Source organism: Microbacterium sufflavum (assembly GCF_023091155.1).
GTDB lineage: Bacteria > Actinomycetota > Actinomycetes > Actinomycetales > Microbacteriaceae > Microbacterium > Microbacterium sufflavum.
The window spans coordinates 294,613-319,612 of sequence record NZ_JAHWXK010000001.1 but is presented as its reverse complement, the minus strand read 5'-3'; the positions used below and the strand labels follow the sequence as shown (position 1 = coordinate 319,612).

General features: G+C 72.7%; 21 protein-coding genes. 9 read left to right on the top strand and 12 right to left on the bottom strand.

Going from position 1 to position 25,000, the window contains the following annotated elements; translation table 11 throughout:
* The first annotated feature begins 35 nt into the window (after positions 1–35).
* Complete coding sequence (locus KZC56_RS01625) at positions 36–1,184, top strand: NAD(P)H-dependent flavin oxidoreductase (RefSeq protein ID WP_247637700.1); 1,149 nt, start codon at positions 36–38, stop codon at positions 1,182–1,184.
* Between the two features lie 226 nt (positions 1,185–1,410).
* Here KZC56_RS01625 and KZC56_RS01620 read toward each other — a convergent pair whose 3' ends face one another.
* Together KZC56_RS01620 and purU are read right to left on the bottom strand one after the other, a co-directional pair.
* Positions 1,411–2,277: a hypothetical protein gene (locus KZC56_RS01620; RefSeq protein ID WP_136033167.1), complete on the bottom strand. Its 867-nt coding sequence runs from the start codon at positions 2,275–2,277 to the stop codon at positions 1,411–1,413.
* A 314-nt stretch (positions 2,278–2,591) separates the two neighbouring features.
* The gene (gene purU, locus KZC56_RS01615; protein WP_136033165.1) at positions 2,592–3,443 is read right to left on the bottom strand and encodes a formyltetrahydrofolate deformylase; all 852 of its coding nucleotides are present in this window, start codon (positions 3,441–3,443) and stop codon (positions 2,592–2,594) included.
* Positions 3,444–3,527: 84 nt separating this feature from the next.
* Here purU and KZC56_RS01610 point away from each other — a divergent pair, with 84 nt between their 5' ends.
* Both KZC56_RS01610 and KZC56_RS01605 read left to right on the top strand, forming a co-directional pair.
* Complete coding sequence (locus KZC56_RS01610; protein WP_240744622.1) at positions 3,528–4,742, top strand: cation:proton antiporter; 1,215 nt, start codon at positions 3,528–3,530, stop codon at positions 4,740–4,742.
* On the top strand, positions 4,739–5,209 hold the full coding sequence (locus KZC56_RS01605; protein WP_136033161.1) for a glutaminase: 471 nt from the start codon (positions 4,739–4,741) through the stop codon (positions 5,207–5,209). Before KZC56_RS01610 ends, KZC56_RS01605 begins: the two co-directional genes overlap by 4 nt.
* 15 nt (positions 5,210–5,224) lie before the next feature.
* Here the strand turns inward: KZC56_RS01605 and KZC56_RS01600 are convergent, their stop codons facing one another.
* From KZC56_RS01600 to KZC56_RS01585, 4 genes are read right to left on the bottom strand one after another with little or no spacing between them, the layout of a single operon-like run.
* The gene (locus KZC56_RS01600) at positions 5,225–5,941 is read right to left on the bottom strand and encodes a glutamine amidotransferase-related protein (RefSeq protein WP_247637699.1); all 717 of its coding nucleotides are present in this window, start codon (positions 5,939–5,941) and stop codon (positions 5,225–5,227) included.
* A 40-nt stretch (positions 5,942–5,981) separates the two neighbouring features.
* Positions 5,982–6,734, bottom strand: coding sequence for a LysR family substrate-binding domain-containing protein (locus tag KZC56_RS01595; RefSeq protein ID WP_247637698.1), 753 nt, complete (start codon positions 6,732–6,734; stop codon positions 5,982–5,984).
* A gap of 10 nt (positions 6,735–6,744) precedes the next feature.
* Positions 6,745–7,056, bottom strand: coding sequence for a hypothetical protein (locus KZC56_RS01590; RefSeq protein WP_247637697.1), 312 nt, complete (start codon positions 7,054–7,056; stop codon positions 6,745–6,747).
* Positions 7,053–8,636 carry a PspC domain-containing protein gene (locus KZC56_RS01585; RefSeq protein WP_247637696.1) on the bottom strand — a complete coding sequence of 528 codons (1,584 nt, stop codon included), beginning with the start codon at positions 8,634–8,636 and terminating at the stop codon, positions 7,053–7,055. Before KZC56_RS01585 ends, KZC56_RS01590 begins: the two co-directional genes overlap by 4 nt.
* Positions 8,637–8,750: 114 nt before the next feature.
* On the opposite strand from KZC56_RS01585, the gene KZC56_RS01580 reads away from it, so the two are divergent.
* From KZC56_RS01580 to KZC56_RS01570, 3 genes are all read left to right on the top strand, one after another.
* Positions 8,751–9,983: an ATP-binding protein gene (locus KZC56_RS01580; RefSeq protein ID WP_247637695.1), complete on the top strand. Its 1,233-nt coding sequence runs from the start codon at positions 8,751–8,753 to the stop codon at positions 9,981–9,983.
* Positions 9,976–10,635: a LuxR C-terminal-related transcriptional regulator gene (locus KZC56_RS01575; RefSeq protein WP_136033150.1), complete on the top strand. Its 660-nt coding sequence runs from the start codon at positions 9,976–9,978 to the stop codon at positions 10,633–10,635. Before KZC56_RS01580 ends, KZC56_RS01575 begins: the two co-directional genes overlap by 8 nt.
* A gap of 143 nt (positions 10,636–10,778) precedes the next feature.
* The gene (locus tag KZC56_RS01570; protein ID WP_247637694.1) at positions 10,779–12,347 is read left to right on the top strand and encodes a metallophosphoesterase; all 1,569 of its coding nucleotides are present in this window, start codon (positions 10,779–10,781) and stop codon (positions 12,345–12,347) included.
* Positions 12,348–12,399: 52 nt separating this feature from the next.
* On the opposite strand, the gene KZC56_RS01565 is transcribed toward KZC56_RS01570, so the two are convergent.
* The 4 genes from KZC56_RS01565 to KZC56_RS01550 all read right to left on the bottom strand — a co-directional run bounded on the left by KZC56_RS01565 (position 12,400) and on the right by KZC56_RS01550 (position 19,105).
* Positions 12,400–12,807 carry a DapH/DapD/GlmU-related protein gene (locus KZC56_RS01565; protein ID WP_136033147.1) on the bottom strand — a complete coding sequence of 136 codons (408 nt, stop codon included), beginning with the start codon at positions 12,805–12,807 and terminating at the stop codon, positions 12,400–12,402.
* 81 nt (positions 12,808–12,888) lie between these two features.
* Positions 12,889–13,662, bottom strand: a complete 774-nt coding sequence (locus KZC56_RS01560; RefSeq protein WP_136033144.1) for a DNA-formamidopyrimidine glycosylase family protein — start codon at positions 13,660–13,662, stop codon at positions 12,889–12,891.
* Positions 13,662–14,471 carry an EI24 domain-containing protein gene (locus KZC56_RS01555; RefSeq protein WP_247637693.1) on the bottom strand — a complete coding sequence of 270 codons (810 nt, stop codon included), beginning with the start codon at positions 14,469–14,471 and terminating at the stop codon, positions 13,662–13,664. The genes KZC56_RS01560 and KZC56_RS01555 overlap by 1 nt, the downstream gene beginning before the upstream one ends.
* Before the next feature lie 56 nt (positions 14,472–14,527).
* Complete coding sequence (locus KZC56_RS01550; protein ID WP_247637692.1) at positions 14,528–19,105, bottom strand: ATP-dependent helicase; 4,578 nt, start codon at positions 19,103–19,105, stop codon at positions 14,528–14,530.
* A 126-nt stretch (positions 19,106–19,231) separates the two neighbouring features.
* On the opposite strand from KZC56_RS01550, the gene KZC56_RS01545 reads away from it, so the two are divergent.
* Together KZC56_RS01545 and KZC56_RS01540 are read left to right on the top strand one after the other, a co-directional pair.
* Positions 19,232–21,220 (top strand): acyltransferase family protein, encoded by a 1,989-nt coding sequence (locus KZC56_RS01545; protein ID WP_247637691.1) that lies wholly within the window; start codon positions 19,232–19,234, stop codon positions 21,218–21,220.
* Complete coding sequence (locus tag KZC56_RS01540; protein ID WP_136033136.1) at positions 21,217–21,912, top strand: DUF1361 domain-containing protein; 696 nt, start codon at positions 21,217–21,219, stop codon at positions 21,910–21,912. Before KZC56_RS01545 ends, KZC56_RS01540 begins: the two co-directional genes overlap by 4 nt.
* Before the next feature lie 49 nt (positions 21,913–21,961).
* On the opposite strand, the gene KZC56_RS01535 is transcribed toward KZC56_RS01540, so the two are convergent.
* A complete protein-coding gene (locus KZC56_RS01535) occupies positions 21,962–23,656 on the bottom strand; it encodes an ABC-F family ATP-binding cassette domain-containing protein (RefSeq protein ID WP_247637690.1) in 1,695 nt (564 codons plus the stop codon).
* Positions 23,657–23,940: 284 nt separating this feature from the next.
* Here KZC56_RS01535 and KZC56_RS01530 point away from each other — a divergent pair, with 284 nt between their 5' ends.
* Entirely contained in the window at positions 23,941–24,342 is a 402-nt protein-coding gene (locus KZC56_RS01530; RefSeq protein WP_247637689.1) for a glycine zipper domain-containing protein, read from the top strand.
* Here KZC56_RS01530 and KZC56_RS01525 read toward each other — a convergent pair.
* Positions 24,315–24,995 carry an alpha/beta hydrolase gene (locus tag KZC56_RS01525; protein WP_247637688.1) on the bottom strand — a complete coding sequence of 227 codons (681 nt, stop codon included), beginning with the start codon at positions 24,993–24,995 and terminating at the stop codon, positions 24,315–24,317. The genes KZC56_RS01530 and KZC56_RS01525 overlap by 28 nt on opposite strands.
* Positions 24,996–25,000: the final 5 nt, after the last annotated feature.

Sequence of the window (25,000 nt, the reverse complement as noted above, 5' to 3'; positions counted from 1 at the left end):
CCCGCGGCCGTCCGCCGCGGGCGTAACGTCGAAGCATGAGCGACCTGCGCACCCTGTTCGGCATCACGCACCCGATCGTCCTCGGTCCCTTCGGCGGGCTGTCGTCCGTCGCGCTCACCGCGGCCGTGAGCAACGCCGGGGGCCTGGGGTCGTTCGGCCTCTATGGCTACGACGGCGACCGTATCCGGGCGACCGGGTCCGAGCTGCGCGCCGCGGCCGACCGGGCGTTCGCGCTGAACATCTGGTTGCCGACCGGCGACGAGGTCGAGCCCAACCCGCAGCACACGGTCTTCGCCCAGGCGCTCCAGCCGTTCTACGAGGCCGTGGGGGTCGCCGTGCCGACGCGGCCGGAGCGCTACGTCCCGCCGCTCGACGAGCAGCTCGACGCGATCTGGGAGGTCGCCCCGGCGGTGCTCAGCGTGGTGTTCGGCGTGCCGTCGCCCGAGGTCGTCGCGGAGGCTCACGACCGGGGCATCCGGATCGTCGGCACGGCCACGACGGTGGCGGAGGCCGTCGCGCTCGCCGAGGCCGGTGTGGATGCGGTGGTGGCGACCGGAGCGGAGGCCGCCGGACACCGGGTGTCGTTCCTGCGTCCCGCCGAGGAGTCCCTGGTGGGGACGTTCGCGCTCGTGCCGCAGGTAGTGGATGCGGTCGGGGTGCCGGTGATCGCGGCGGGCGGCATCGCGGACCGCCGCGGCGTCGCGGCCGCCCTCGCCCTCGGTGCCGCCGGCGTGCAGGTGGGGACGGCCTTCCTCGCCACGGACGAGTCCGCGGCGACCGCGGCGCACCGGGATGCGATCCGCGCGACCGCCGCGGACGACACCGTTTTGACCCGGGCGATGAGCGGACGGCTCGCGCGCGGCGCCCGCAACCGCGCCGTGCGGGCGATCGAGGCGAGCGGCACCATCGCCCCCTTCCCGATGCAGAACTGGCTCACGGGGCGCTTCCGCACGGCGGCCGGGGAGCAGAACCTCGGCGAGCTGCAGTCGCTGTGGCTGGGTCAGGCGGCTCCGCTCGCCCGCGGCACCACCGCCGCCGACGTGTTCGCCGAGCTCGCCGCCGGGCTTGTCGATGGGCGTGTCCTCGTCGAGTGGATCCGGGACGAGAGGCTGCCTGATCGACTATCCCGTGCGACCTCTGAGCTTGATAGCCGGATTCGGGAGAACCGGCATGCCTGGGAGTGATTCGTTGGCGATCTCAGTGCACCCGTGTCGGTCTGTGCAGCAAAACGCCCGCACTTCCGTCGGGCGGAAGCGCGGGCGATCGCTGCGGAACTACGCCCACTGCCGGCTCTACTCGCGCGGCGTACGTCGGTTCTTGCGGTGCTTCTTATGTGACCTGCTCGCGATGGCGAAGAACACCACCAAGAAGAACATCGCAGACATCATCACCCAGAGCATGCGGGCAAACCTAACACTTCACGCTCGTGGGAATGAACGACGGGACGTCGAGCTTGAGGCAGCGACCTTCGCCGGACGCGTTGCCTGCCACGGTCGCGATCGCCGCAACTGCGCCCGCACCAACCGTGTACAGCACGGCGCTGACAGCTACCCCGCCAGGCAGCGCTGCGATCGCTGCACCCGCGGCGAGAATGAACCCGACAACGGCGCCTGTGTCTCGCATGCTTCGGGTTTCGGACTTGTTGTAATAGATCGAGAAGTAGTAACCGTGGCCAACGACGCGAGGATCAGCGGTCACGGGGAAAGCGGTGTTCGCGTCCGGTTTGATTCTCTGCAGGAGTTGGTTCCCGACGAGCTCGAAGGACGTTGCAACTTCCGCGCCGTTGGCATCGACGGCCCAGGGAGCGTCGATTGTTGCCAGAACGAATTCGCCGCTGAGTCCGTGCTTTCCCAGAGCGTCACGGAGAACAGGGCCGGGAACGATGTCGTAGCCTCCATCTGAACGCTTCTGAGCAGCCCACCCTTCCGGAATCTCGGTAGCGTACTTGGACACGAGATTCGAATCAGCGTCAGTGAATACCGTCAGAAGCCGCGCGCTCCCATCGGAGAGCACCTGCGCGGTGGTATCCGCGCCGTCTGAACTTCTGCTGTCCTGAGCTGTGAGCGTGAGCGACGGTCCCGAGTCGAGGTCGTACGAAATGCTCGCTTCCTGATGGTGTGCGTTCTCCGCCACCAGGGCGCCCTCCCCTGTGCTCAAGTCGACCGAAGCCGACTCGTGCTGATCGTTGATGACCTGTGCGTTCAGCGGCGCTTGTGCGATGGCATCCGCTACAGGATCACGTTCCTCCGCGCTGGCCGCCGTGACTCCGGATGCCACGAGCGCACCGGAGAGAAGCGCAGCATAGATCGCCAGTCTCGTCGTTCTTTTTGTCCTCATCGTTTCGTCCCCATTTCTGATACGGAGGCCAGGTCGACTCTCCGTTCCCATTCTTAGACGGGAGCCAAAAACTGTATGTAGGGTCTTCGGCCTACAGACATATCACCTGTAACGTGATACTGGGCGGCCGACTTCAGTCGTTGTATGCCGCTCCTATAGGACTCGGCATGAAGGTACGACCGTCACTCCCCACCGCGGCGTCCCACGGTCTCGCCGTCGACGTGCTCGCCGGGCTCCCGGGGGAGTGAACCTGGTCAGAGGATGACGGTCGAGCGGCCGTGCACGATCACGCGGTCCTCGGCGTGCCACTGCACGGCCCGGGCGAGCACGAGGCGCTCGACGTCGGCGCCGCGGCTCTGCAGTTCGGCGGCGGACTCGGAGTGCGTCACCCGCGTGACGTCCTGCTCGATGATCGGCCCCTCGTCGAGGTCGGCCGTGGCGTAGTGCGCGGTCGCCCCGATCAGCTTCACGCCGCGCTCCTTGGCCCTGGCATACGGGTTGGCGCCGATGAACGCGGGCAGGAACGAGTGGTGGATGTTGATGACGGGGGCATCGAGGCGCGTGATGAAGTCGTCCGTGAGGATCTGCATGTAGCGGGCGAGCACGACCAGGTCGACGTTGCCCTGCAGCAGTTCGAGCTGTCGCTCCTCCATGGCCTGCTTGTCGCCCGAGGGGATGTGCACGAACGGCACGCCGAACGAGCGCACGGCCTCGGCGAGGTCGGGATGGTTCGACACGACCATGGTGATGTCGATGTCGAGCTGCCCGCGCTGCGTGCGCCACAGCAGCTCCATGAGGCAGTGGTCGTACTTCGACACGAAGATCGCGACGCGCTTGCGCCGGGACACGTCGTGCAGCGACCACTCCATGCCGAAGCGCTCCGCGACGTCGGCGATGTCGGCCTCGAGGGCGGGGCGCGCGGCGGCCAGACCGGGGAGGTGGATGACGGTGCGCTGGAAGAAGCGTCCGCCCTCGGAGTCGGTGGAGTGCTGGTCGAGCGAGATGATGTTCGCACCGTGCCGCGCGAGCACACCGGCGACCGCGGCGACGATGCCGGGCTGGTCGTCGCAGGCGATCAGCAGGCGGGCGGTATCGGGCTGGCTCATGGGGGCTCCTCCAGGGTGTGCCTCGATTCTGCCGTGTCGCGCGGGCGGGGAGCGAATCGCCGGGGGCGTCGCTACCCTGAGACCGTGGACGCGAGCGACGTCGGCCTGGTGCTGATCCCCCTGCTGGCGGTCGCCGCCCCTCTGCTCGCCCGGGGCGTCCGGCCGCTCGTGCGCGTGCCGATCATCGTGTTCGAGCTCGTGCTGGGGATCCTCGTCGGCCCCGCCGTGCTCGGCTGGGTCGAGCCGGGTCCGCTGCTGGAGAAGCTGAGCGACTTCGGCCTGGCCGTGCTGTTCTTCGTCGCCGGCTCCGAGATCGACTTCCGCACGGTCGCCGGGAAGCCGCTCGCGCGGGCGTCGCTCGGGTGGCTGCTCAGCGTGCTGCTCGGGATCGGGCTCGGGTTCTTCTTCGCGCCGGGGGAGGGCATGGTCGTCATCGGGATCGCCCTCAGCTCCACCGCCCTCGGCACGCTCATGCCGATCCTCCGTGACGCGCGGGAGCTGGACAGCCCGTTCGGCCGGGCGATCAGCACGATCGGGGCGGTCGGGGAGTTCCTGCCGCTGATCGCGATCTCCCTGTTCCTCAGCACCAGGACCACGCCCCTGGCGACCGCGGTCCTGCTGACCTTCGTGGTGCTCGCCGGACTCGCCGTCCTGATCGCCCACCGCATGCCGCACGGGCGACTGCACGGCATCGTGCGGGCGACGCTGCACACCTCCGACCAGTTCGGGGTGCGGTTCGTGATCCTGCTGATCGCCGCCCTGGTCGGACTCAGCGTGATGCTCGACCTCGACATGCTGCTGGGGGCGTTCGTCGCCGGCGCGATCTGGCGGATCATCATGGCGCGGGCCCCGAAGAAGGACGCCGAGGAGGTCGAGAGCAAGATCGAGGCGATCGCGTTCGGCTTCCTCGTGCCGATCTTCTTCCTCTACACCGGCGTCACGTTCGACCTCGACGCGCTGCGGTCGTCGCCGACGGCACTGGCGCTGGTGCCGGTGTTCCTGGTCGCGCTGCTGGTGTTCCGCGGGTCGGCCGCACAACTGTCCGCGCCGGCGGGAGCGGGCCTGCGCGACCGCACCGCCCTGGGCCTGCTCGCCGCGACCGGTCTGCCCATCATCGTGGCCGTCACCGGCATCGGCGTGGATCAGGACATGCTCGATACGGGCACGGCCGCGGCGCTCGTCGGTGCCGGCATGCTGTCCGTGCTGCTGTACCCGCTGATCGGCATGACCCTCCGCGGCGACCGCGCTCCGGTGGTCGGGCCCGCCCTCGCCGACCGCACCAGGCAGGGGGAGCTGTGACCTCCGCCTCCGCCCTGCTGACCGACGCGGTGGCCGCGCTCGCCGGGGTGCCGCGCGAGGGGCTCGGCGAGGAACGGGAGTCGCGCTGGCGGGGTCGCCGCATCGTGCGCGTGGGGGACGCCTGGCATCTGGGCGTGCTGCTGCTCACCGACACGCACGCCCTCGCCACCGCCGAGGTGCTGCGGGCGGCCGACCCCGGACGCCGCGGCTACACGGCCGAGTCGGCGCGGGCGCGCGCCGAGCGCCGAGCGGAGGCTCTGCGCGGTGGCTTCCGGGAGGGCGAGGTGGTGCACGTGGGCTGGAGCGTGATCGACGTCGCCGGGGTGGACGCGGGCGGCTCATCGGGCCCGCTCGCCCTCGTCGACGGGGTGCCGTCGGTGCGGTGGAGCACCGCGGGCGGCTTCATGCCCCTGGAGTCGTATCTCCGCGAGCGGATCGAGCTGCTGCGCGGGGGCGCCACCGCGTGAGGGCGCGGTGACGGCTCAGGCGAAGGTCTCCGCGAAGCGTCGCAGCAGCGCGGCCCCCTCGGTGACCGACGCCTCGAGCACCTTCCGCTGCACGGCGTCGAACCGCTCGGGGTCGAAGTAGCCCGTGGTGCGGTAGAACGTCATCCGGTCGGCGAAGTCGCGCGGCGTGGGCTCCGGGTGGAACTGCGCCGCGTACAGGTGCGACCCCACCCGGTAGGCCTGCACGGGGCAGGCGTCGTTCGTGGCGAGCAGCACCGCGCCCGGAGGCACGGCCGCGGCGCTCTCCTTGTGCGCGGTGAACACCGTGAGCGCGGGCCCGCTCGGCCCGAACACGGGGTCGGCGTCGCCCTCCGCCGTCGTGCGGATCACGGTCGCGCTCGCCGGCTCCGGCATGGTCGTGACCACCTCGCCGCCCCGCATCCGCGTGAGCACGCCGATGCTGAAGCACGTGAAGAACGCCGCCACGGTGGCCGCGGTCGCGGCGTGCGCGATCGTCTCCAGATCGGCCTCCACGCGCTCCTGCGTCGGGCTCTTCACCCGGTCGCTCACGTTGAACGGCGATCCCCCGATCACGATGCCCCGGTAGCGCTCCAGATGCGCGGGGCTCAGCGGCTCATGCAGGAGGTCGAGCCGGTCGACCACGTCCACGCCGAGCGCCCGGCGGAAGGAGGCGTGCTCGGCGTCGGCCGCCCCGACCTCGGGACGCACGCAGACATAGAGGAGCGAGGCCATCAGGAGATTCTAACGAGGGGCCGGGACGGCGCCGACGCGCTCAGCGGGACGAGTTCGCGGTGCGTCCGCGCACGATCCCGACGAACGCCTCGACGTCGGGCGTCGTCCGGTCGCGGCGCCAGGCCAGCGCGACGGTCGACACGGGGCCGCCCGCCAGCACGCGGTGGTCGGCGTCTTTGCGGTGGTGCAGGCGTGCAAGCGACATCGGCACGATCACCACGCCCACGCCCGAGGCGGCGGTGGCGATCGCGTCGGACGTGGCGAGGGGTGCGAACCGCGCGGCCGTCGTCCCGGGGAGCGCGAGGCCGCCCCACACGTCGTCGCTCAGCGCGATGAGCACCTCGCCGTCCAGGTCGTCCGGGGTGAGCTCGTCCGCGGCCATCAGGTGGGAGTCCGCGGCGGCCACGACCACGGGCACCTCGTCGTACAGCGGGATCACGTGCAACGACGCGTCGTCGAGCGGCAGGCGGACGAGGGCGGCGTCGAGGTCGTCGAGAGCCGAGCGCTGCGCGGCGACCTCGATCGGGACGAGCTCGAGCGGCACGTCGGGAAGGCGCTGCTTCCACCGGTCGATCCAGGTGCCGGGAGTGGCCCCCGGCACCGCGCCCAGCCGGAACGTGCGCGGCTCCTCGGCCGCGGCGGGTGCGGCGTCGAACACGACCTTGCGGGTCGCGGGCGCCGGGGCCTTCTTCGACGCCCCGGGGCGCGGACGCGCATTGGGGACGGCCCGGTTCCGGCGCGGGGGCGTGCCCTTGCCGGAACCCTTCGCGGGTCGTCGTCCCTGGTGCGCCATGCCGTCCAGGCTACTCGGCGGTGTGCGCGACCGGCGCCTCGGCTGCATCGGGGGCGAACGCCGCGACGCCCTCCGTCCGCCGGCGTTGGCCCCGCCGCACGAGCCCGGCGGCTCCACCCACCAGCAGCAGCGCACCGGCGCTCAGCAGCACCACGGTGAGGATGGTGGCGGGCGTGAGGGTGGCCACACCGTCGGCGAGGGCGGCTCGGCGGTCGTCGTCGGCGAGCACCCAGAGGGCGGCCCCGGCGATCGCGGCCAGCACCACGCCCCAGATGATGGCGGCCCAGCGGGTGCGCGGGGCGGTGATCGTGTCGGTGCTCATCGGTCGTCCTCCGGTGATTCCTGGACCGTGATGGCGATGACGCCGCTGGTCTGGTGGATGGTGACGGGTTGCACGGTGGTCGGCGAACCGGAGCCGGACGTGATGTCCTCCGACACGGTCCAGGTGCCATCGTCGCGCGTGAGGGGCCAGGTGCCGCTGTCGGTGATGCGGCCGGCCTCGGGGTCGACGCGGATCCAGCTCACCTCGACGTCGTCGCCGACCGTGCCGCGCAGCGCCAGGCGCACTCCCTCGTCCACGAAGATCTCGGTGCGACCGGAGCCCTTGTCGATCAGCATGGGCCGCGGTCCGTCGTCGTGCGCGTGCAGCTGCACGTACAGGTCGCCGAACGGCTGACGCACCTGCGCCGGCTGGTTGTTCGAGATCGACGCGTACCCCAGCGTGGTGCCGGGCACCGCCGCGACGCCGCCCGCGACGAGGCCGCCGACGAGCGTCGCGATGGTCGCGAACGCGAGGAAGCCGCTGCGGCGCCGGAGTGCCCCGGCGACGATCATCGACACCGCGAGCACGAGCGCGGCCGACAGCAGCCCGAGCGCTCCGCCTAGGCCCTCGCCCACCGCGAGCCCCACGCCCGCACCGACAACGATCGCGAGTCCGAGCGCGGCCATCACCGCGGCGAAACCGGCACGCGGGTTCGACGCCCGGCGGACGCGTCGTCGCTCGGCGGCCTCCGCGGCGAACACCGCGGCCTCGGCCTGGCGCTCCCGTCGCAGCTGATCCCTGGCGGCACGCTCCGCATCCTGCTGCTGGCGCCGCCACGCCTGGTCCTGCTCCTTCCAGGCCGCGTGCTGCGCGCGCCACGCCTCCAGCGCGGCGGGGTCGTTCGCTCCGGGCGGCAGGGGCGCGGGAGGGGCGGGCGGGAGGAGGCCGGTGTCGGCGAGCGGCACGGTGTCCGCGGGGGTCACCGCCGCGGAGTCGAGCGTCGACGGCGGGACGGAGGTGGCGTCCGCCCCCTCGGCGGGACCCGAACCCGCGAGGGGGGCGGACGCGCCCGGGGCCGCCTGACCTGCGGAAGCCATCGGCAGGTCCGGCGCGGAAGCGCCCGGGGTGCGGCTCGCAGCGCGCACGATCAGGAAGAGCAGGCCGGCCGCGAGCACCAGGCCCACGATCCAGCTGAAGAGGGACAGCGCCGACCAGCTCTCGTAGCCCAGCCCGAACAGCCGCCCGGTGAGCGGTGCGGTGGGCAGGAGGCCGACGATCGCCATCGCGAGGATGCCCAGCTGCACCGGCTCGTACCGGCGCTCCAGCAGGTCGCGCAGGTGCACACGGCCGTCGGTGTCGGGCAGCAGCGCCCAGGCGACGGCGTAGAGGAAGATCACCGGCAGTCCGAACAGCGCGGCCACCACGAGCACCCCGCGCACGATCAGCGGGTCGATGCGCAGCCGTGCGGCGATGCCGGCCGCGACGCCGCCGAGCCACCCGTCAGAGCGCGCGACCCCGAGACCGGCGACCCACAGCAGGAAGCGCTCGGCGCCGCGGGGAGCGGTGCGTCCGGAGGGCGCGGCGCCGTCGACCGGGGTGTCGGGATCGGCGGGCGGCGGGGGAGCGGTCGGAATCGTCATGCGTCGATCCTGCCGTCCGCCGCGGCCGGCCGACCATCGGGGGAACCCCTGAGCGGACCCTGGTTCCGCGTCGGGGGAGCCCCCGGACGGCGCGAGGGATGATTGGATGACGGTATGTCCTCCTCGGCGTCCGCCCCCGCGCCCGCCGGTCGCGTCCCCGTGTCGACGCGGCCGCCGTTGACGCGCGACCGCGACTGCCTGGTCGCCGGGGTGAGCGCCGGGCTCGCGCGCCACCTGGGTGTGCGCGCGTGGATGGTCAGGGCGCTGTTCCTCGCGCTCACGCTGTGCGGCGGCGCCGGCGTGCTGCTGTATGCGTGGTGCTGGGCCTTCATGCCGTGGGCGGAGGGGGAGGCCGCGCCCACCCGTCGCGTTCCCGTCGCGTGGCTGCTGCTCGCCCCGGCCGCGGTGGGCGCCCTCGTGATCGTGGTGTGGCGGGGTGGGAGCGAGGCGCTCGACGGGTCGATCCCGCCCTCGGTCGCCGCCGTGGTCGTCGGCGGCACCGCCCTCGGGGCCACCGCCGCCGGGCTCTGGGCCACGCTGATCGACCGCACCGACACGGCCCGCGGCCCCCGGCACACCGTGTGGGTGCGGATCCTCGCCGTGCTGCTCCTCGGGCTCGTCTCGCTGCTGCTGCTGTCCTGGCCCATCGCCCGCTCCGGGGTGGCCCTGGCGCTGCTGCCGCTCGGCGGGCTGATCGCGGTGGTCGCGTCGTCCCTGATCCCGCGGTGGCGCGAGCTGGCGGGCGAGCGCATCCGGCGCATCAGGGAGGAGCAGCGCAGCGTGATGGCGGCGCACCTGCACGACTCCGTGCTGCAGACGCTCGCGCTCATCCAGAACCGCGCCGGCGCATCGAGCGAGGCCGCCCGGCTCGCCCGCGCGCAGGAGCGCGAGCTGCGCGCCTGGCTGTACGACGGCGACGCCCCGGCCGACAGCGACCTGTCCACCGACCTGCGCGACTACGCCGCCGCGCTCGAGCTCGACCACCCGGTGCGCATCGAGGTGGTGTCGGCCGGGCTGTCCGCGGAGCGGGCGAGCGGGGAGCTGGCGGCGGCCGCCCGCGAGGCGATGCTGAACGCGGCACGGCATGCGGGCGGCGAGGTCGCGGTGTACATCGAGGGCAGCGCGCGGGGTGTCGACGTGTACGTGCGTGACCGCGGCAGCGGCTTCCGCCTCGACGACGTGCCGGGCGACCGCCTGGGCGTGCGCCAGTCGATCATCGGCCGCATGCGCAGGGCGGGCGGGTCGGGCGCGGTGCGCAGCGACGACGGCGGCACCGAGGTGCACCTCACCCTGCCGGCGGTTCCCGCGCAGGACCGGACCCCGCTCGGACAGGAGACCCGTGGCTGACAGCATCCGCGTCGTGATCGTCGACGACCACTCGATCTTCCGCTCCGGGCTGCGCGCCGACCTCGACGCGAGCGTGACCGTGGTGGGCGAGGCGGCGGACGTGCCATCCGCGGTCGCGGTGATCGCCGAGACGCAGCCCGACGTGGTGCTGCTCGACGTGCACCTTCCCGGTGGTGCGGGCGACGACGCGACCGGGGGAGAGGCGGTGATCCGCGGATCGCTGCCGTCGAGCACGCGGTTCCTCGCGCTGAGCGTGTCGGATGCCGCCGCCGATGTGGTGCGGGTGATCCGTGCCGGGGCCCGCGGCTACATCACCAAGGGCTCGTCGGGCGGCGAGGTGAGCGCGGCCGTGCACGCGGTCGCGGAGGGCGACGCGGTGTTCTCGCCGCGCCTGGCCGGGTTCGTGCTCGACGCGTTCGGCGCGGTCGCCGGGGAGACGGCCACCGCGACCGACGAGCTCGATCGGCTGTCGGCGCGCGAGCAGGAGGTCATGCGGCTGATCGCCCGCGGCTACGCCTACAAGGAGGTGGCCGCCGCGCTGTTCATCTCCATCAAGACGGTCGAGACGCACGTGTCGTCGGTGCTGCGCAAGCTCCAGCTGTCGTCCCGGCACGAGCTCACCGCGTGGGCGTCGGAGCGCCGACTGCTCTGATCGGGCGTGGTCCTGTCATACTGCCCGTTGTGCATTCGGCGTCCGACCTGTGACCCTGGATGCACCTCCGCTGTGGGACGGAGAGGGCGGGCGGTCGATCGTGGGGATCGACGGCGAACGGGGGTGGGGAGATGCGCTCTGCGATGCGCAGGAGCCGCGGTGTGCGGGTGCTCGGCGGGGTGCTCGCCGTGCTCGGGGGACTCGTGCTGGCCTCCCCGGCGGCGATCACGAGCGCGGGGAACGACGAGCGCGAGCGCCCGGAGCCCTTCACGATCGTGGTGCTGCCCGACACGCAGAAGTACACCGTCTCGGACGAGCTCGCGCAGAGCCTGAACGCGCAGACGCAGTGGATCGTCGACACCCGTGAGCAGCTCAACACGAAGTTCGTGATCCAGGTGGGCGACCTCGTCGACTCCTGGCCCGACGTGCACCAGTGGGAGCGCGCGAGCCGCGCGATGGCGATCCTCGACGACGCCGGGGTGCCCAGCTCCGTGCTGCCGGGCAACCACGACCTCGACGTGACGACGGGCGAGTCGAGCACGTACGACGAGTACTTCCCGCCGAGCCGCTACGCCGATGCGACCTGGAACAGCGCGACCGTGTCGTACGGCGGGTACCTCGGCCAGGACCGGTTCGGCCAGGACGGCATCGACCGCCAGAACAAGGACAACTACAGCCTGCTGACCGTGGGCGACACGAAGCTGCTGCTGCTCAGCCTCGAGTACGAGACGCCCGCGTATGCACTGGAGTGGGCGCAGCGCGTGATCGACGCGCACCCCGACCGGACGGTGATCCTCGCCGTCCACGGTCTCATCACCACGGGCGGCGCGCGGTCGACCGCCACCGAGCGCACCGACGTGACCCCGGTGACCGAGGTCGACCTGTGGCGGGACTTCATCTCGCAGAACTGCTCCATCGCGATGGTGGTCAACGGGCACTGGGCGGTGGGAGACGCGGGCGAGGCGCGGCGCAGCGACCTCAACGCCTGCGGGCGCCCTGTGCCGCAGATCCTGTCGAACTACCAGGGCCGCGCCAACGGCGGCGACGGGTGGCTGCGGTACTACACCGTCGACCCGGCCGCGGGCACGGTCGACGCCCACACGTACTCGCCCACGCTGCGGCAGTACGAGAAGGACGACGACGGCCGCTTCACGCTCCCGCTCGACCTCACGCCGATGGACGACCGGGTGCTGCTGCGCGGCGGGTCGGACTGGAAGGTGTGGAACGAGCTCGGCGCGTGGCCGCGCGGGTGGAAGAGCGCGGCGTTCGACGACGACGACTGGCAATCCGGCACGGCCCCGCTCGGGTGGGGCAAGGGCGTGCAGACGCCGATCGACCTCGGCCCGCCGCCGGAGAACCGCGCGCGGGCGATGCTGTTCCGGAAGACGGTGGAGCTGGACGACGTCGAGGAGCTGTCGACGGTGACGGTGAGCACGAGGGCCGATGACGGCGTCGCGGTCTGGGTCAACGGCACCCTGATCGGCACCTCGCACCTCGCGTCGAAGAAGCCCACGAGTGAGACGTTCGCAGACGTCGGGCGTTCGACCGACAACGCCACGGACGACCCCGTGACGTTCACCGTGCCGCGAGGCCTGCTGCACGACGGCGAGAACGTCGTGGCCGCCTCCGTCCACGTGAACTACCTGGGCACGAACAGCAGCACGTTCGACCTCGTGATGACGGGTCGGCGATCCTCGTCCGACGGCGAGTGACCGGCCGCCGGACGGTAATGCCCGGTGCGGCCCGGCCCTGCCCGAGTCGCGGTCAGGCGGCCAGCCAGAGGCCCTTCTGATCCGTGGCGACCGTGAGGCCGGCGGCGACCGTCTCGTCGTCGCCGATGCGGGCGCCGGGAACGATGCGGGCGCCGGGTCCGATGTCGGTGCGGACGCCGACGTGCGCGTGGTCGCCCACCGCCGCCCCCGGTCCTACGTGCGCGTGCGCGTCGATGTACGCGCCCTCGCCGATCACGGCGTCTTCGTCGATCCACGCCCCGCGCGCGATGATGGCTCCCGCCCCGACGCGCGCGCCGGGTTCGATGTAGGCGCCCGCCTCGATGTGTGCCTTGGGGTGCACCTTCGCGCCGTGCGCGACGAGACCCCGACCGTTGGCGTGCTTGCGGTACCGCAGCGTCGCCCCGTGGTCGTTCTCGATGTCGACGTAGTTCTTGCCCACGATTCCTCCCGTGTTCCGGAGTTCTCCGGATATATCAACAACCACGGGCGGGGTGTTTTCATTCCCCCGGATGGATGCGGCTCAGCGCTGGCAGCGCGGGCACCAGAACGTGATGCGCTCGCGGGTGGGATCGGCACCCTGCTCGCCCCGTCGGATGAGGGTGCCGCAGCGGCGGCACGGGCGTCCGGCACGTCCGTACACCCATGTCCCCTGGCCCGGACGATCGATGCCGGTGAAGGTGCGGTGGCGGCGGTCGCGGTTCGCGCGGATGGTGCGCACACCCAGGTCGAGCAGCGCGGCCACATCGACGTCCGCCGTCGGCGTCGTCGGGAGGATTCCGCGCAGGAACAGGAGTTCCGCGGCGTACTCGTTCCCGAACCCGGCCACGTTTCGCTGGTCGAGCAGCGCCACGTGGATGCTGCGGGTGTCGGCACCGAGTCGTCGCACGGCCTCGGCCGCATCCCAGTCCGCGGCGAGCGGATCCGGTCCGAGGTAGCCCACCAGCTCACCCTCGTCGCGGGTGGGGACGACCTCGACCTCCGCGATGTCCACGCCGACGGCCTCACGCTCGGCGGTGCCCACGATCGCGCGCACCTTGAAGGCCGGGTGCCGCCACCTCTCGCCGGCGCGGTACACGAACCAGGCGCCGTCCATGCGCAGATGGGAATGCAGCGTGCTGTCACCGATGCGCAGCAGCAGATGCTTGCCGCGCGGCACCGCCGCGTGCACGCGCTGTCCGGTCAGGTCGACCGTCGCGAAGCGGGGCACGCGCAGGTCGAAGCGCGTGACCTCGGCACCCGCCAGTGCCTCGTCGAGACGCCGTGCGGTGCGGAAGACGGTGTCGCCCTCGGGCATCAGCGCCTCCCGTCCGGTGAGGGCGGCGCCACGGCGGGCGGAGCGGCGGCGTCGGACGGGGCGGTCGCCGCGGGCAGGGGCCGGCGGGTCATCATGTCGCGGGCGAGCATCGTGCTCCCGGCGACCGCAGCGGGCATCACCGCGATCGCGCCGCCGGGGATCAGGAAGCACAGCTGCGTCGCCACGCCGAAGCCCAGCACGCGCGCCCTGCTGCCGGAGAACAGGACAGCGCGGTCGGACGGGCTGAGCTCACGCGCATCGAACGCGCGCCCGGTCAGCTCGCGCGCCAGCAGCCGTCCGGTCAGGATCACGCCCATCACCGGGGCCAGGACGCCGCCGACCGCCGGGATCAGGCCGAGCACCAGCACGAGCAGCGCGATCAGGATGCCGAGGACCACCAGCCGCAGGCCCTCGCCGACGGTGGTCCAGAACCCGCCGCCGTCCGTCGCGGGCGGGTGGCCGAGGTCGACCTCGACCGCGTGCCAGATGCGCTGGTAGAACGGGTCGCCGATCGTGAGGGTGAGGGCGCTGAACACCGAGCTGGCCAGGGCCAGGGCGGCCGCGACCACTACGAGACCGACGGCCGTGCGCAGCAGACCGCGCCAGGGCTCGTCCCACCGGTCGGCGAACGGCGTCAGCCAGGACGAGATCGACGGCATCCCGATGATGAGCGGGATGATCGCGGCGGCCAGCACGATCACGGCGATCACCGCGGGGATCAGCCCGAGCGCCATGAGCCCCGGGCGCGTGCGCCATACACCGAAGCCGCGGAACAGGGTGCGGACGCCGGCGCTGAACTCTCTGACCATGGCTCCAGGGTAGGTGTCGGGCGGGCGGGGTGGCGGCGACGAGCGCGCGGGAGTGCTCAGACGGCCTTGCGGAGCGTGAACCCCCGCGGTGTCTGCACGAACCCGGCCTCCTGCAGGGCGGCCGCGAGCTCGGTGCCGTAGACGCCCTCGCCGTTGACCTTCTCCACCGTGAGGGTGTCGAGGCGGCGGTCGCGGGCGGTCGCCGCGAGGTCGGCGGTCGCGGCGCGCAGCACCTCGGGGTCGTCGGTGAAGCACAGCACCGTGCGCCCGCCGCGCTCGAGCGACAGCACCAGCGCGCCGTCGACCAGCACCACGAGACCGCCCGCCTTGCGCCCGGGCCGGTGCGACACGCCGTCGAGCTTCGGCCAGCCGAGCGCGGCGCCATAGGGGTTCGCGGGGTCGGTGGCCGCGAGGGTCACAGCCGTGCGGGGCGGCGGATCCGCGAGCCCCGCGTAGGTGCGCAGCCGGTCGACCGTCGCCGAGGCCGCGAACTGCGCGGCGCCGAGCTTCTCGATCACATAACCGCGCCGGCAGTGTCCCGCCTCCTCGAAGCCCGCCAGCACGCGGTACGCCTGGGCGAAACCGCCGGGCACGCCCTCCGCCTGCACCGCGCCGCGGGTCACCACGCCGTAGCGGTCGAGCAGGAGCCCGGCGGTCACGGTGGCGCGTCGCGCGGCATCCGTCTCGATCGCCGGCAGCAGAGACCAGCGTCCGCCGATCGAGGTCGGCCGTGGTGCCGTGCGCGTGAGCGACATCCCGCGGTAGGTGCGCGCGCGGGGGGCACGCCGCTTCACCTTGTGCGCCTGCGACCCGCCCGCGAGCAGCGAGCGGATGGGCGCGAACGTGTCGTTCGTCACGTGCCCCGACCAGGTCAGGGCCCACAGCGCCTCGAGCACCGACTGCTCGTTCTCGGCTCCGGTCATGTCCTTCAGCTGCGCCGCGAAGTAGGCGCCGCCCGCGGCGAGGGCGTCGAGCAGCCGGGCCTCCAGGGAGTCCGCGGCGATCTCGGCGTCGGGCTCGGGAAGCGTGAACGGGGCGAGGTCGACGGGGTGCAGCGACACCCAGCCGTCGCGGCCCGGAAGCGTGCCGTGGCCCGACCAGATCACCTCGCCCGCGGCCGTGAGCTCGTCGAGCATCGCGGGGGAGTAGTCGCGCACCCGCGACGGCAGCACGAGCGACTCCCACGCGCTCGCGGGGATCGGCACACCCGCGAACTGCTCGATCACGGTGAGCACGCCGTCGATGCCCTCCAGCGGCCGACCGAGGTGCTGCCAGTCGGGCAGGAATCGCGCGTAGGCCTCCGGCGACACCGGCTCGACGGAGCCGCGGATTGCTGCGAGCGAGCGCATGCGCAGCCGTCGCAGGACCTCGGTGTCGCACCACTCGAGGTCGTCGCCGCTGCCTGCCGCGGTCGGCAGGAAGTAGCCGCTGGTCAGACGACCGTTCGTCTCCAGGCGCTGCAGCGTGTGCCGGGCGACCGCGGCGCCGAGACCGAACCGGGTCGCGACCGCCGTGGTCGTGAAGGGCCCGTGCGTCCGGGCGTACCGCGCCACCAGGTCGCCCAGGGGATCGGCGACCGGCTCGAGGAACGCGACCGGGATCCCCGTGGGCAGGGCCGCGCCGAGGGCGTCGCGCAGCCGACCGGCGTCTTCGATCGCGGCCACCCTGGCGACACCGGCCACGGTGACCGGGATGGCACGGCGGGCGCCGATCAGCTCGTCCAGCAGCGTCGCGGCGCTGGCACCGGCGGTCGAGTCGGGGTCGAGTCGCGCCGACACCTCGTCGGCGTCGAGCGGGCCCAGCATGCGCAGCAGGTCGGCCACGCCCTCCAGACCGCGCACCCGCCGCTCGGGGTCGAGGCGCTGTGCCTCGCGCTCGAACTGCGCGATCACGTCGGGGTCGAGCAGCTCGCGCAGCTCCACCGTGCCCAGCAGCTCGCCCAGCAGTGCGGGGTCGACGGAGAGGGCGGCCGCCCGGCGTTCGGCCAGCGGCGAGTCGCCCTCGTACATGAACGCGCCGACATACCCGAACAGCAGGTCGCGGGCGTAGGGGGAGGGCTGGCCGGGCTGGGTCTCCACGAGCCGGACGCGGCGGTCGCCGATCGCCGTCGCGAGCTTGCGCAGGGACGGCAGGTCGTACACGTCCTGCAGCACCTCGCGCAGCGTCTCCAGGATCACCGGGAACGTGGGGTGCCGGCGGGCGACCTCGAGCAGCTGCGCCGACCGCTGCCGCTGCTGCCACAGGGGCGTGCGCCGGTTGGGGTTCGTGCGGGGCATGAGCAGCGCCCGCGCCGCGCACTCGCGGAACCGGGAGGCGAACAGCGCCGAACCCCCCACCTCCTGCGTGACCAGCTGCTCCAGCTCGTCGGGGTCGAACACGAACAGCTCGGCGCCGGGCGGCTCGGCCTCGGCGTCGGGGATGCGCACGATGATGCCGTCGTCGCTCGCCACGGCGGAGCCCTCGACGCCCAGCCGCTCGCGCACCCGCGCGTTGATCGCGAGGGCCCAGGGCGCGTGCACCTTCATGCCGTACGGGGAATGGAGGATCACGCGCCAGTCGCCGACCTCGTCGTGACCGCGTTCGACCGTGAGGGTGCGGTCGGTCGGGAGGGTGCCCGTCGCCTCGCGCTGCTCGGTCAGGTGCGCCATCAGATTGGCGCGCGCCTGCTCGTCGAGCCCGGCCTCGATCAGCCGCTGCTGCGCCTTCTCCGGCGAGGCGGAGGAGACCTCGCGGGAGAACGCGCCCAGGGCCTCACCGAGCTCGAACGGCCGGCCGATCCCGTCACCGTGCCAGAACGGCACCTTGCCCGGCTGGCCGTATGCGGGGATCACGTTCACGCGGTCGTGCGTGATCTCGGCGATGCGCCAGCTCGTGGTGCCGAGCGTGAACACGTCGCCCACGCGCGACTCGTACACCATCTCCTCGTCGAGCTCGCCGACCCGCGCCCCGGTCGACTCGCCCGCGACGAACACCCCGAACAGCCCGCGGTCGGGGATCGTGCCGCCGCTGGTCACCGCGATGCGCTGCGCCCCGGGGCGACCGGTCAGCGTGCCCGCGTCGCGATCCCACACCAGACGCGGCCGCAGCTCGGCGAACTCGTCCGAGGGGAAGCGGCCGGCGAGCAGGTCGAGCGTGGCCTCGTACGCCGAGCGCGGAAGGGACTGGAACGGCGCGGACCGCCGCACGGTCTCGAACCACTCCTCGACGCTGATGGCACCGAGGGCGCTCGCCGCCACGGTCTGCTGCGCGAGGATGTCGAGCGGGTTGCGCGGCACCTGGATGGCCTCGATCTTGCCGGCGAGCATGCGCTCCGTGACGATCGCCGTGTGCAACACGTCGCCGCGGTGCTTGGGGAACAGGGCGGCGCGACTGATCTCGCCCACCTGGTGCCCGGCGCGCCCGACGCGCTGGAGCCCGGAGGCGGCGGACGGCGGAGCCTCGACCTGGATCACCAGGTCGACCGCGCCCATGTCGATGCCCAGCTCCAGGCTGCTGGTCGCGACGACGCAGCGCAGCACTCCCGACTTCAGCTCCTCCTCGACCTGCGCCCGCTGCTCCTTCGACACCGAACCGTGATGGGCCTTGGCGAGCACCGGATCCGCTCCCGCGGTCGCCCCCGCCTGCGCCATCATCGCCGCGGGCACGGACGCCTCGGGAAGCGCGACCCCGATCCGCTCGGAGTAGATCTCGTTGAGCCGTCCGGTCAGCCGCTCTGCGAGGCGGCGGGAGTTCGCGAACACGATGGTCGAGTTGTTCTGGAGGATGCGGTCGACGATCGCCTCCTCCACGTGCGGCCACACCGAACCCGTCACCTCGGTGTACTCCGCGTCGATCCCCGGTGCCTCGGGCGGCGCACCGGGGGGCGGCGGCGGGTTGGTCATGTCGTCCATCGGCACGACCACGCCCAGCTCGAACGTCTTGGACGCCGGCGGGGCCACGATCTCGACCGGGTCGGCTCCGCCGAGGAACCGCGCGACCTCGTCGATGGGTCGCACGGTGGCGGACAGCCCGATCCGCTGCGCCGGCTTCTCGTTGCCGTGCGCGGCCCGCAGCGCGTCGAGGCGTTCCAGGCTGACCGCCAGATGCGCGCCACGCTTGGTGGCTGCCACGGCGTGCACCTCGTCGATGATCACGGTGTGCACGTCGCGCAGGGTCTCCCCGGCGCGGCTGGTGAGCATCAGGTACAGCGACTCGGGTGTGGTGATGAGGATGTCGGGCGGGTCGGACACGAGCTTGCGCCGGTCGCTGGAGGTGGTGTCGCCCGAGCGCACCCCGACCGTGACCGCGGGGGCGGCGAGCCCCAGTCGCCGCGCGGACTGCCCGATCCCGATCAGCGGGGACCGCAGGTTGCGCTCGACGTCGACGCCCAGCGCCTTCAGCGGGGAGATGTAGAGGATTCGCGTGCGCCCGGCGTCTGCGTCCACGGGCGCCTCGGTGCGCTCGCGGAACACGCTGTCGATCGCCCAGAGGAACGCCGACAGCGTCTTGCCCGAGCCCGTCGGCGCGACCACGAGCGCGTGCTTGCCCGCCGAGATCGCCTCCCACGCCCCCGCCTGAGCGGGAGTGGGCGCGGTGAAGGCGCCTCGGAACCAGTCCTGGGTGGCGGGCGTGAAGCGTTCGAGCACATCGCTCATCCCCCCATCTTCGTGGACGCCGCCGACATTGGGGCCGACGGGCGCTCGCCCCAGAGCGACAGGAGGGCACTCAGGAATACCGGGTAACGTCTAGCGTGTTACCGTCCGAATCGAAGTGACATCCTCATGCCTTTCCTCGCCTCCTCCTCCGCCGCCTCGGCGTCCCCCTCCTCTCGCGTCTCCGGGCTGACCGGACTGCGCGCCCTGGCCGTCGTCGCCGTCCTCGGCTACCACCTCCTCCCCGCCGCGGTGCCCGGCGGATTGATCGGCGTCGACGTCTTCTTCGTCGTGAGCGGCTTCATCGTCACCCGACTCCTGCTGCGCGAACGCGCGCGCACCGGCCGGGTGTCGCTCGGCGCGTTCTGGGCGCGGCGCGCCCGACGCATCCTGCCCGCCCTCGCGCTCGTGCTGGCCGTCTGCATCCCGCTCGCCTTCCTGGTCGCTCCGCACCTGCTGTCGGGCATCCGGCGTCAGTTGATCGGCGCTCTCACGTTCAGCTCGAACTGGCTGGCGATCGCCGCGGACGGCGACTACTTCCAAGCCGACCAGCCCGACCTGTTCACCAACCTGTGGTCGCTGGCGGTCGAGGAGCAGTTCTACCTGATCTGGCCGTTGCTGCTGGTCCTGCTGCTGGTGGTCGTGCGCTGGCGCCGCCGCGCCGTCGTCGTCCTCGCCCTCGTGCTGGCCGTGCTGTCAGCGGGGGCGATGGTGCTGCTGTCGGCGCCGCCGCTGGGATCGCCGACCCGCGCCTACTTCGGCACCGACACCCACGCGTTCGGACTGCTGCTGGGCGTCGCTCTCGCCGTCGGGATGGGAGCGGGAGAGGTGCGCATGGCCACCGGTCGGCGGGCCGTGGCGCGGACGGCTCTCGGCGTCGCCTCGCTCGGCGTGCTGGTCGCGCTCGCCGTGGTGCTGTCGGACGCATCTCCCGCTGCCGCGCACGGCGGCCTCGCGCTGGCCAGCCTCGCCGCACTCGGCCTGATCTGGTCGGCGGCGACGGTGCCGCCGCTCGGCCGTGTGCTGGATGCGGCCCCGCTGTCCTGGCTGGGCGAGCGCTCGTACGCGGTCTACCTGTGGCACTGGCCGCTGCTGCTGATCCTGGGGGCCACTCCGCTCGCGGCGCAGCCACTGCTCGTCGCGGTCGTGACGGCGGCGCTGTCCATCCTCGTCGCCGCGCTCTCCTACGCCTTCGTCGAGACACCCTTCCGGCGCGGCCTGCGCGTGCATCCGCCGCTTCCCCGTCGACACGTCGTGCTGCCGGCGCTCGTGGTCGGGGTGCTGGCGGTCGCGAGCGCGGGCATCGCGATCGGTCATGACGACGCCTCGGCGGCCGAGGCCCTCGTCGAGCGCGGCCGCGAGGCGATCGCCCACGCCGCCCCCGCCCCGGCCGCGTCGCCGCAGACGGGTTCCGGCGCCGACTCCGGTCCGACGCCCTCGCCCTCGCCCTCGCCGACCAGCACCGCGGCGACGCCGCCGCCCATCCTCGGCACCGACATCACGGCGGTCGGCGACTCGGTCATGCTCGCCGCCGCGCCCGAATTGCAGAACGCGCTGCCCGGCATCGCCATCGACGCCCAGGTCTCGCGCAGCATGTGGCCGGCCACGGGCATCCTGTCGTCGCTCGCGAACGACGGTGCCCTGCGTCCGACGGTCGTCGTGGGGCTGGCGACCAACGGCGGCGTCGATCCCGACCTGCTCGCCGACATCCTCGGGATCGTCGGCCCGGACCGCACCCTGGTGTTCGTGAACGCGCACGCGCAGCGCAGCTGGATCCCGGGCGGCAACGCGACGCTCGCCGACTTCGCGGCCGCGTATCCGAACGTCACGGTCGCCGACTGGGACGGTGCCATCACGCCCTACCCTGACGACCTCGCCGGCGACGGCATCCATCCGCAACCCGCGGGCGGCGACATCTATGCGGCGGTCGTCACGGGGGCGATCGCCCAGGCGCACCTCGACGAGGCACAGGCCGCCGACGCAGCCGCGAAGGCCGCGGCCGATGCCGCCCGGGAGGCGGCGAAGGCGGCGAAGAAGCCCGCGGCGGCGACCGCTCGTCCCGATGACACGCAGCACGACGATTCGCACGCCGTCCCGACCCCCACGCCGACGCCGTGACGGCGGTCCTGCTGATGGGGGCGGGGGTGGTCGCCCTGAACCTGTATGCGCTCGCCCTGGTCCTGCTGCGCGCGCCGGTGTATCGCGTTCCGCTGTATCGGCCTATGGTGCTGAACCTGGCGCTGTCTGCCGCGCCGGCCCTGGTTCTGGCGGCCACCCTCGCCATCGAGGTCGCCGTCGATGCCCGCGCCTCGTCGCCCGTCCCCTGGATCATCCTGGTGATCGGGGCCGTGGTGTGGCTACTGCTTCTGCCGAACTCGGCCTACCTGATCACGGAGCTCAACTTCACGCACCGCCGCGAGGGCGAGGTGGTGCCGCTGTGGTTCGATATCGTCGCGACCCTGGCACTGGCGATGTCCGGGGTGTTGAACGCGCTCGTCAACGTTTTCGTGGTCCAGATGCTCGTGGTGGCGATCTGGTACGAGGACGACGCGGCCCCCTTCACCCGTGCGGACTCTTGGCTGGTGGTCGCCGCCGTTCTCGTGCTCGTGTCGTTCGGCATCTATCTCGGCCGTCACATCCGCTTCAACTCATGGGACCTCGCGCGCCCGATGAGGTTCGCGCGGCTGCTCGTCGCGCACTTCGCGGCGCCGGGACGAGTGACCGAGGCCGTGGGCTTCTGCGTCGTGCACACCCTTCTGCTCGGCATCCTCTACGCCGTGGTCGCCCTGCCTCTGGCGGTGTCGGTCTGAGTCGCGTGCGGGTCCCGCGCCGCCGGACGACGCCGCGGGACCCGGGCGTTCACGACGGGGGGAGCGCCGTCTCCTGCAGCGCACCCTCCGCGTCGATCTCGAGGGTGAGGTCGAGGTCGAGTCGCCGCAGGAACGCATCATCGTGGCTGACGATGAGCACGGCGCCGCGATAGGTGCGCAGCGCCTCGACCAGCTGATCGACCGTGTCCAGGTCGAGGTTGTTGGTCGGCTCGTCCAGCACCACCAGGTGGGGCGCCGGGTCCGCCAGGAGGAGTCCCGCCAGGGCCACGCGGAACCGCTCGCCCCCGGACAGCGCCGCGACCGGGCGCTCGACGGTCGCTCCACGGAGGAGGAACCGGGCCAGGCGGTTGCGCAGCTCCTTCTCCGGCACGTGCGGGGCCCGGCGGGCGATGTTGTCGAACACCGACGCGCCCTCGTCGAGACCGTCCACGCGCTGCGGAAGGTAGCCGATCCGGTCGGTGAACGCCTCCGCCCGCAACTCCGGCCGGTCGTCCCTCGGGAGGTCCGGCCCGGAATCGGCCGCACCGGGTGGAGCCGCCGCGATAGGGTCGCGATCTCCTGTGTCGCGAACACCGCTGGCGACGAGCCGTTCGAGCAGGGTGGTCTTGCCGGCGCCGTTGCGACCGATCAGTGCCACGCGCTCGGGGCCCTGCACGATCCAGGAGCGCTCGCCGTCACCGAGCTCGGCGATGCGGCGCGCGCGGGAGACCTGCGGGTCGGGGAGCTCGATCTTCATGGTGTCGTCCGAGCGGATCCGGCGCCCGGCCTCGTCGTGCGCGGCGCGGGCCGCCTCCTCCTTCGCCCCGACCTCGGTGCGCAGCTTGCCCGCCGAGACCTCAGCGGCCATCTTCCTGCCGTGCGCGATGATCTTCGGCACGCGCTTCTCGACCTCGGCCTTCTTGGCGGTGCGGGCGCGGTGGGCGAGCTTGACCTCCGCCTCGATGCGCTGCCGCTTCTCCTTGCGCAGCGCCTGCGCCGCGGCGACCTCGGCCTGCCGCGCCGCGTCCTGCTCGGCGTCCAGCCACGCGCGCCACTCGGAGTACGGCCCGCCGAACACGCTCAACGTCTGCCCGTAGAGCTCCGCGGTGTCGTCCATCAGCTCGAGCAACGACAGGTCGTGGCTGACCACGATGAGCGTGCCCTTCCACGCCTGCACCATCGCGCCGAGCGTCGCCCTGGCGTCGCGGTCGAGGTTGTTGGTCGGCTCGTCCAGGAGCGTGATCGGCGCGCGCCGCAGGCGGATCCCGGCGATCGCGACGAGGACGGCTTCGCCGCCCGACAGCTCACCCACGGTGCGATCGAGGAACGCGGGGGCGAGTCCGGCCTCCGCAAGGGAGGCCTCCGCGCGCGCCTCGATGTCCCAGTCGTCGCCGACCGCGTCGAAGTGCGCGGGATCGACGTCGCCCGCGGTGATGGCGCGCACCGCGTCGAGCGCGGTGGAGACGCCGAGCAGCTCCGCCACGCGGCGGTCGACGTCGAGCGTCAACTGCTGCGGCAGGTACGCCACCTCGCCGGAGGTGGAGACGGATCCGGACGTGGGGGTGAGCTCGCCGGCGATCAGGCGCAGCAGGGTGGACTTGCCGGCGCCGTTGCGTCCGACCAGGCCGGTGCGCCCGGACCCGAAGGCTCCGGACACGCCGTCGAGTGCGACCGAGCCGTCGGGCCACGTGTAGGTGAGGCGGTCGAGCACGACCGAGGGGTGAACGGTGGTGGGGTATGACACGGGGTGTCTCCTGTCGAGTGCGGGGGTGCACTGACACCGGGGCCCGGGGTGGCGCGAACGGGTCGCACCCGGAGGGCGGGGTCTGCCGGGGAGTCGGCGATCGTCGGGTCAGCGCGCGGAAAGAGGAGCGCGGAGGCGACGATTCAGATCAAAGGACTTCCAGACACGGCGGACAGGACGCCACGACGATACCCGGGCGTGTCGGCGTTCGCAACTCCCGGGCGTGTCGCGCCTCCGTCGCACGGGGGATGCCGGCACCGCGACGGATGCGTAGCGTGGAAGGCATGGCGGATCGGAACCCCAGCCCGGAGGAACTCCGGGCACGCACCGGCCTCGGCGTCGGCCTCGCGCTCGGCGTGGCGATCGGCGTGTCCCTCGGCATGGCGATGAAGAACTGGGCCCTCGGCATCGGCATCGGTCTGGCGATCGGCGTGGCTCTCTCGGTCGCTTTCCGCGGCTCCGGGCGGGCGGACCCGAGCGGGCCGGACGGCGAGCGAGACCCGGGGCATCCGGAGGACGGGGTGGACGGGGGTGAGCGGGAGCGCCCGGAAGCTGCGGCGGACCCGGGAAACTCGGGAGCTGCGGCGGAACCGGGGGCTCCCGGAGCTGATGCGGACCCGGGAACTCCGGTCGACCCGGGAGTCCCGGGGGAGCGCGGTCAGGACGGGCGGGACCCCTCCGCCTGATCCGCGTCGATCCCGTCGACCCAGGTCGTGAGGAAGCGGTGCACGTCGCCGAGCTCGTCCTCGGAGATGCTGTGCGTGAGGCCGCTGTAGACGCGGCCGGACAGCTCGGCGTGCGACGGCAGCCACTGGGCCGTGTGGTCGATGAGCGCCGGAGGGATCACGTCGTCGTGCGTGCCGCGACCCCAGAACACGCGGGGCCGGAGCTCCGTCAGGGTGTCGTCGCCCGGCAGCGGCTCCGGTGCGACATAGCCGCTCAGTGCGACCACGGCGTCGAAGCGCTCCGGCGCGAGCCGCAGTGCCTGCAGTGACACGGCCGCGCCCTGCGAGAACCCGAGCAGCGCGACCGACGGGGCGTCGCCCGCCGCGGCGTCGAGCCAGCGGAGGAACGCCTCCGCCGCGAGCGTCACGGCGGTCGAGCTGCGCCCGTCCAGGCCCTCGATCGGGTACCAGGAGCGTCCGGGTTGGGGCCACGGCGGCGCGAGCGGTGCGGCGACAGAGGCGACGGCGAGTCCGCCGGGCAGGTAGGGGACGAGCCCGAACAGGTCGTGCTCGTCGGCGCCGTACCCGTGCAGCAGGACCACGAGGGGGAGCCCGGCGCGCTCCGCCGTCGACCAGCGGGTGGCGGTGTCGTCGATCGTCAGAATCTCACTCACCCCGT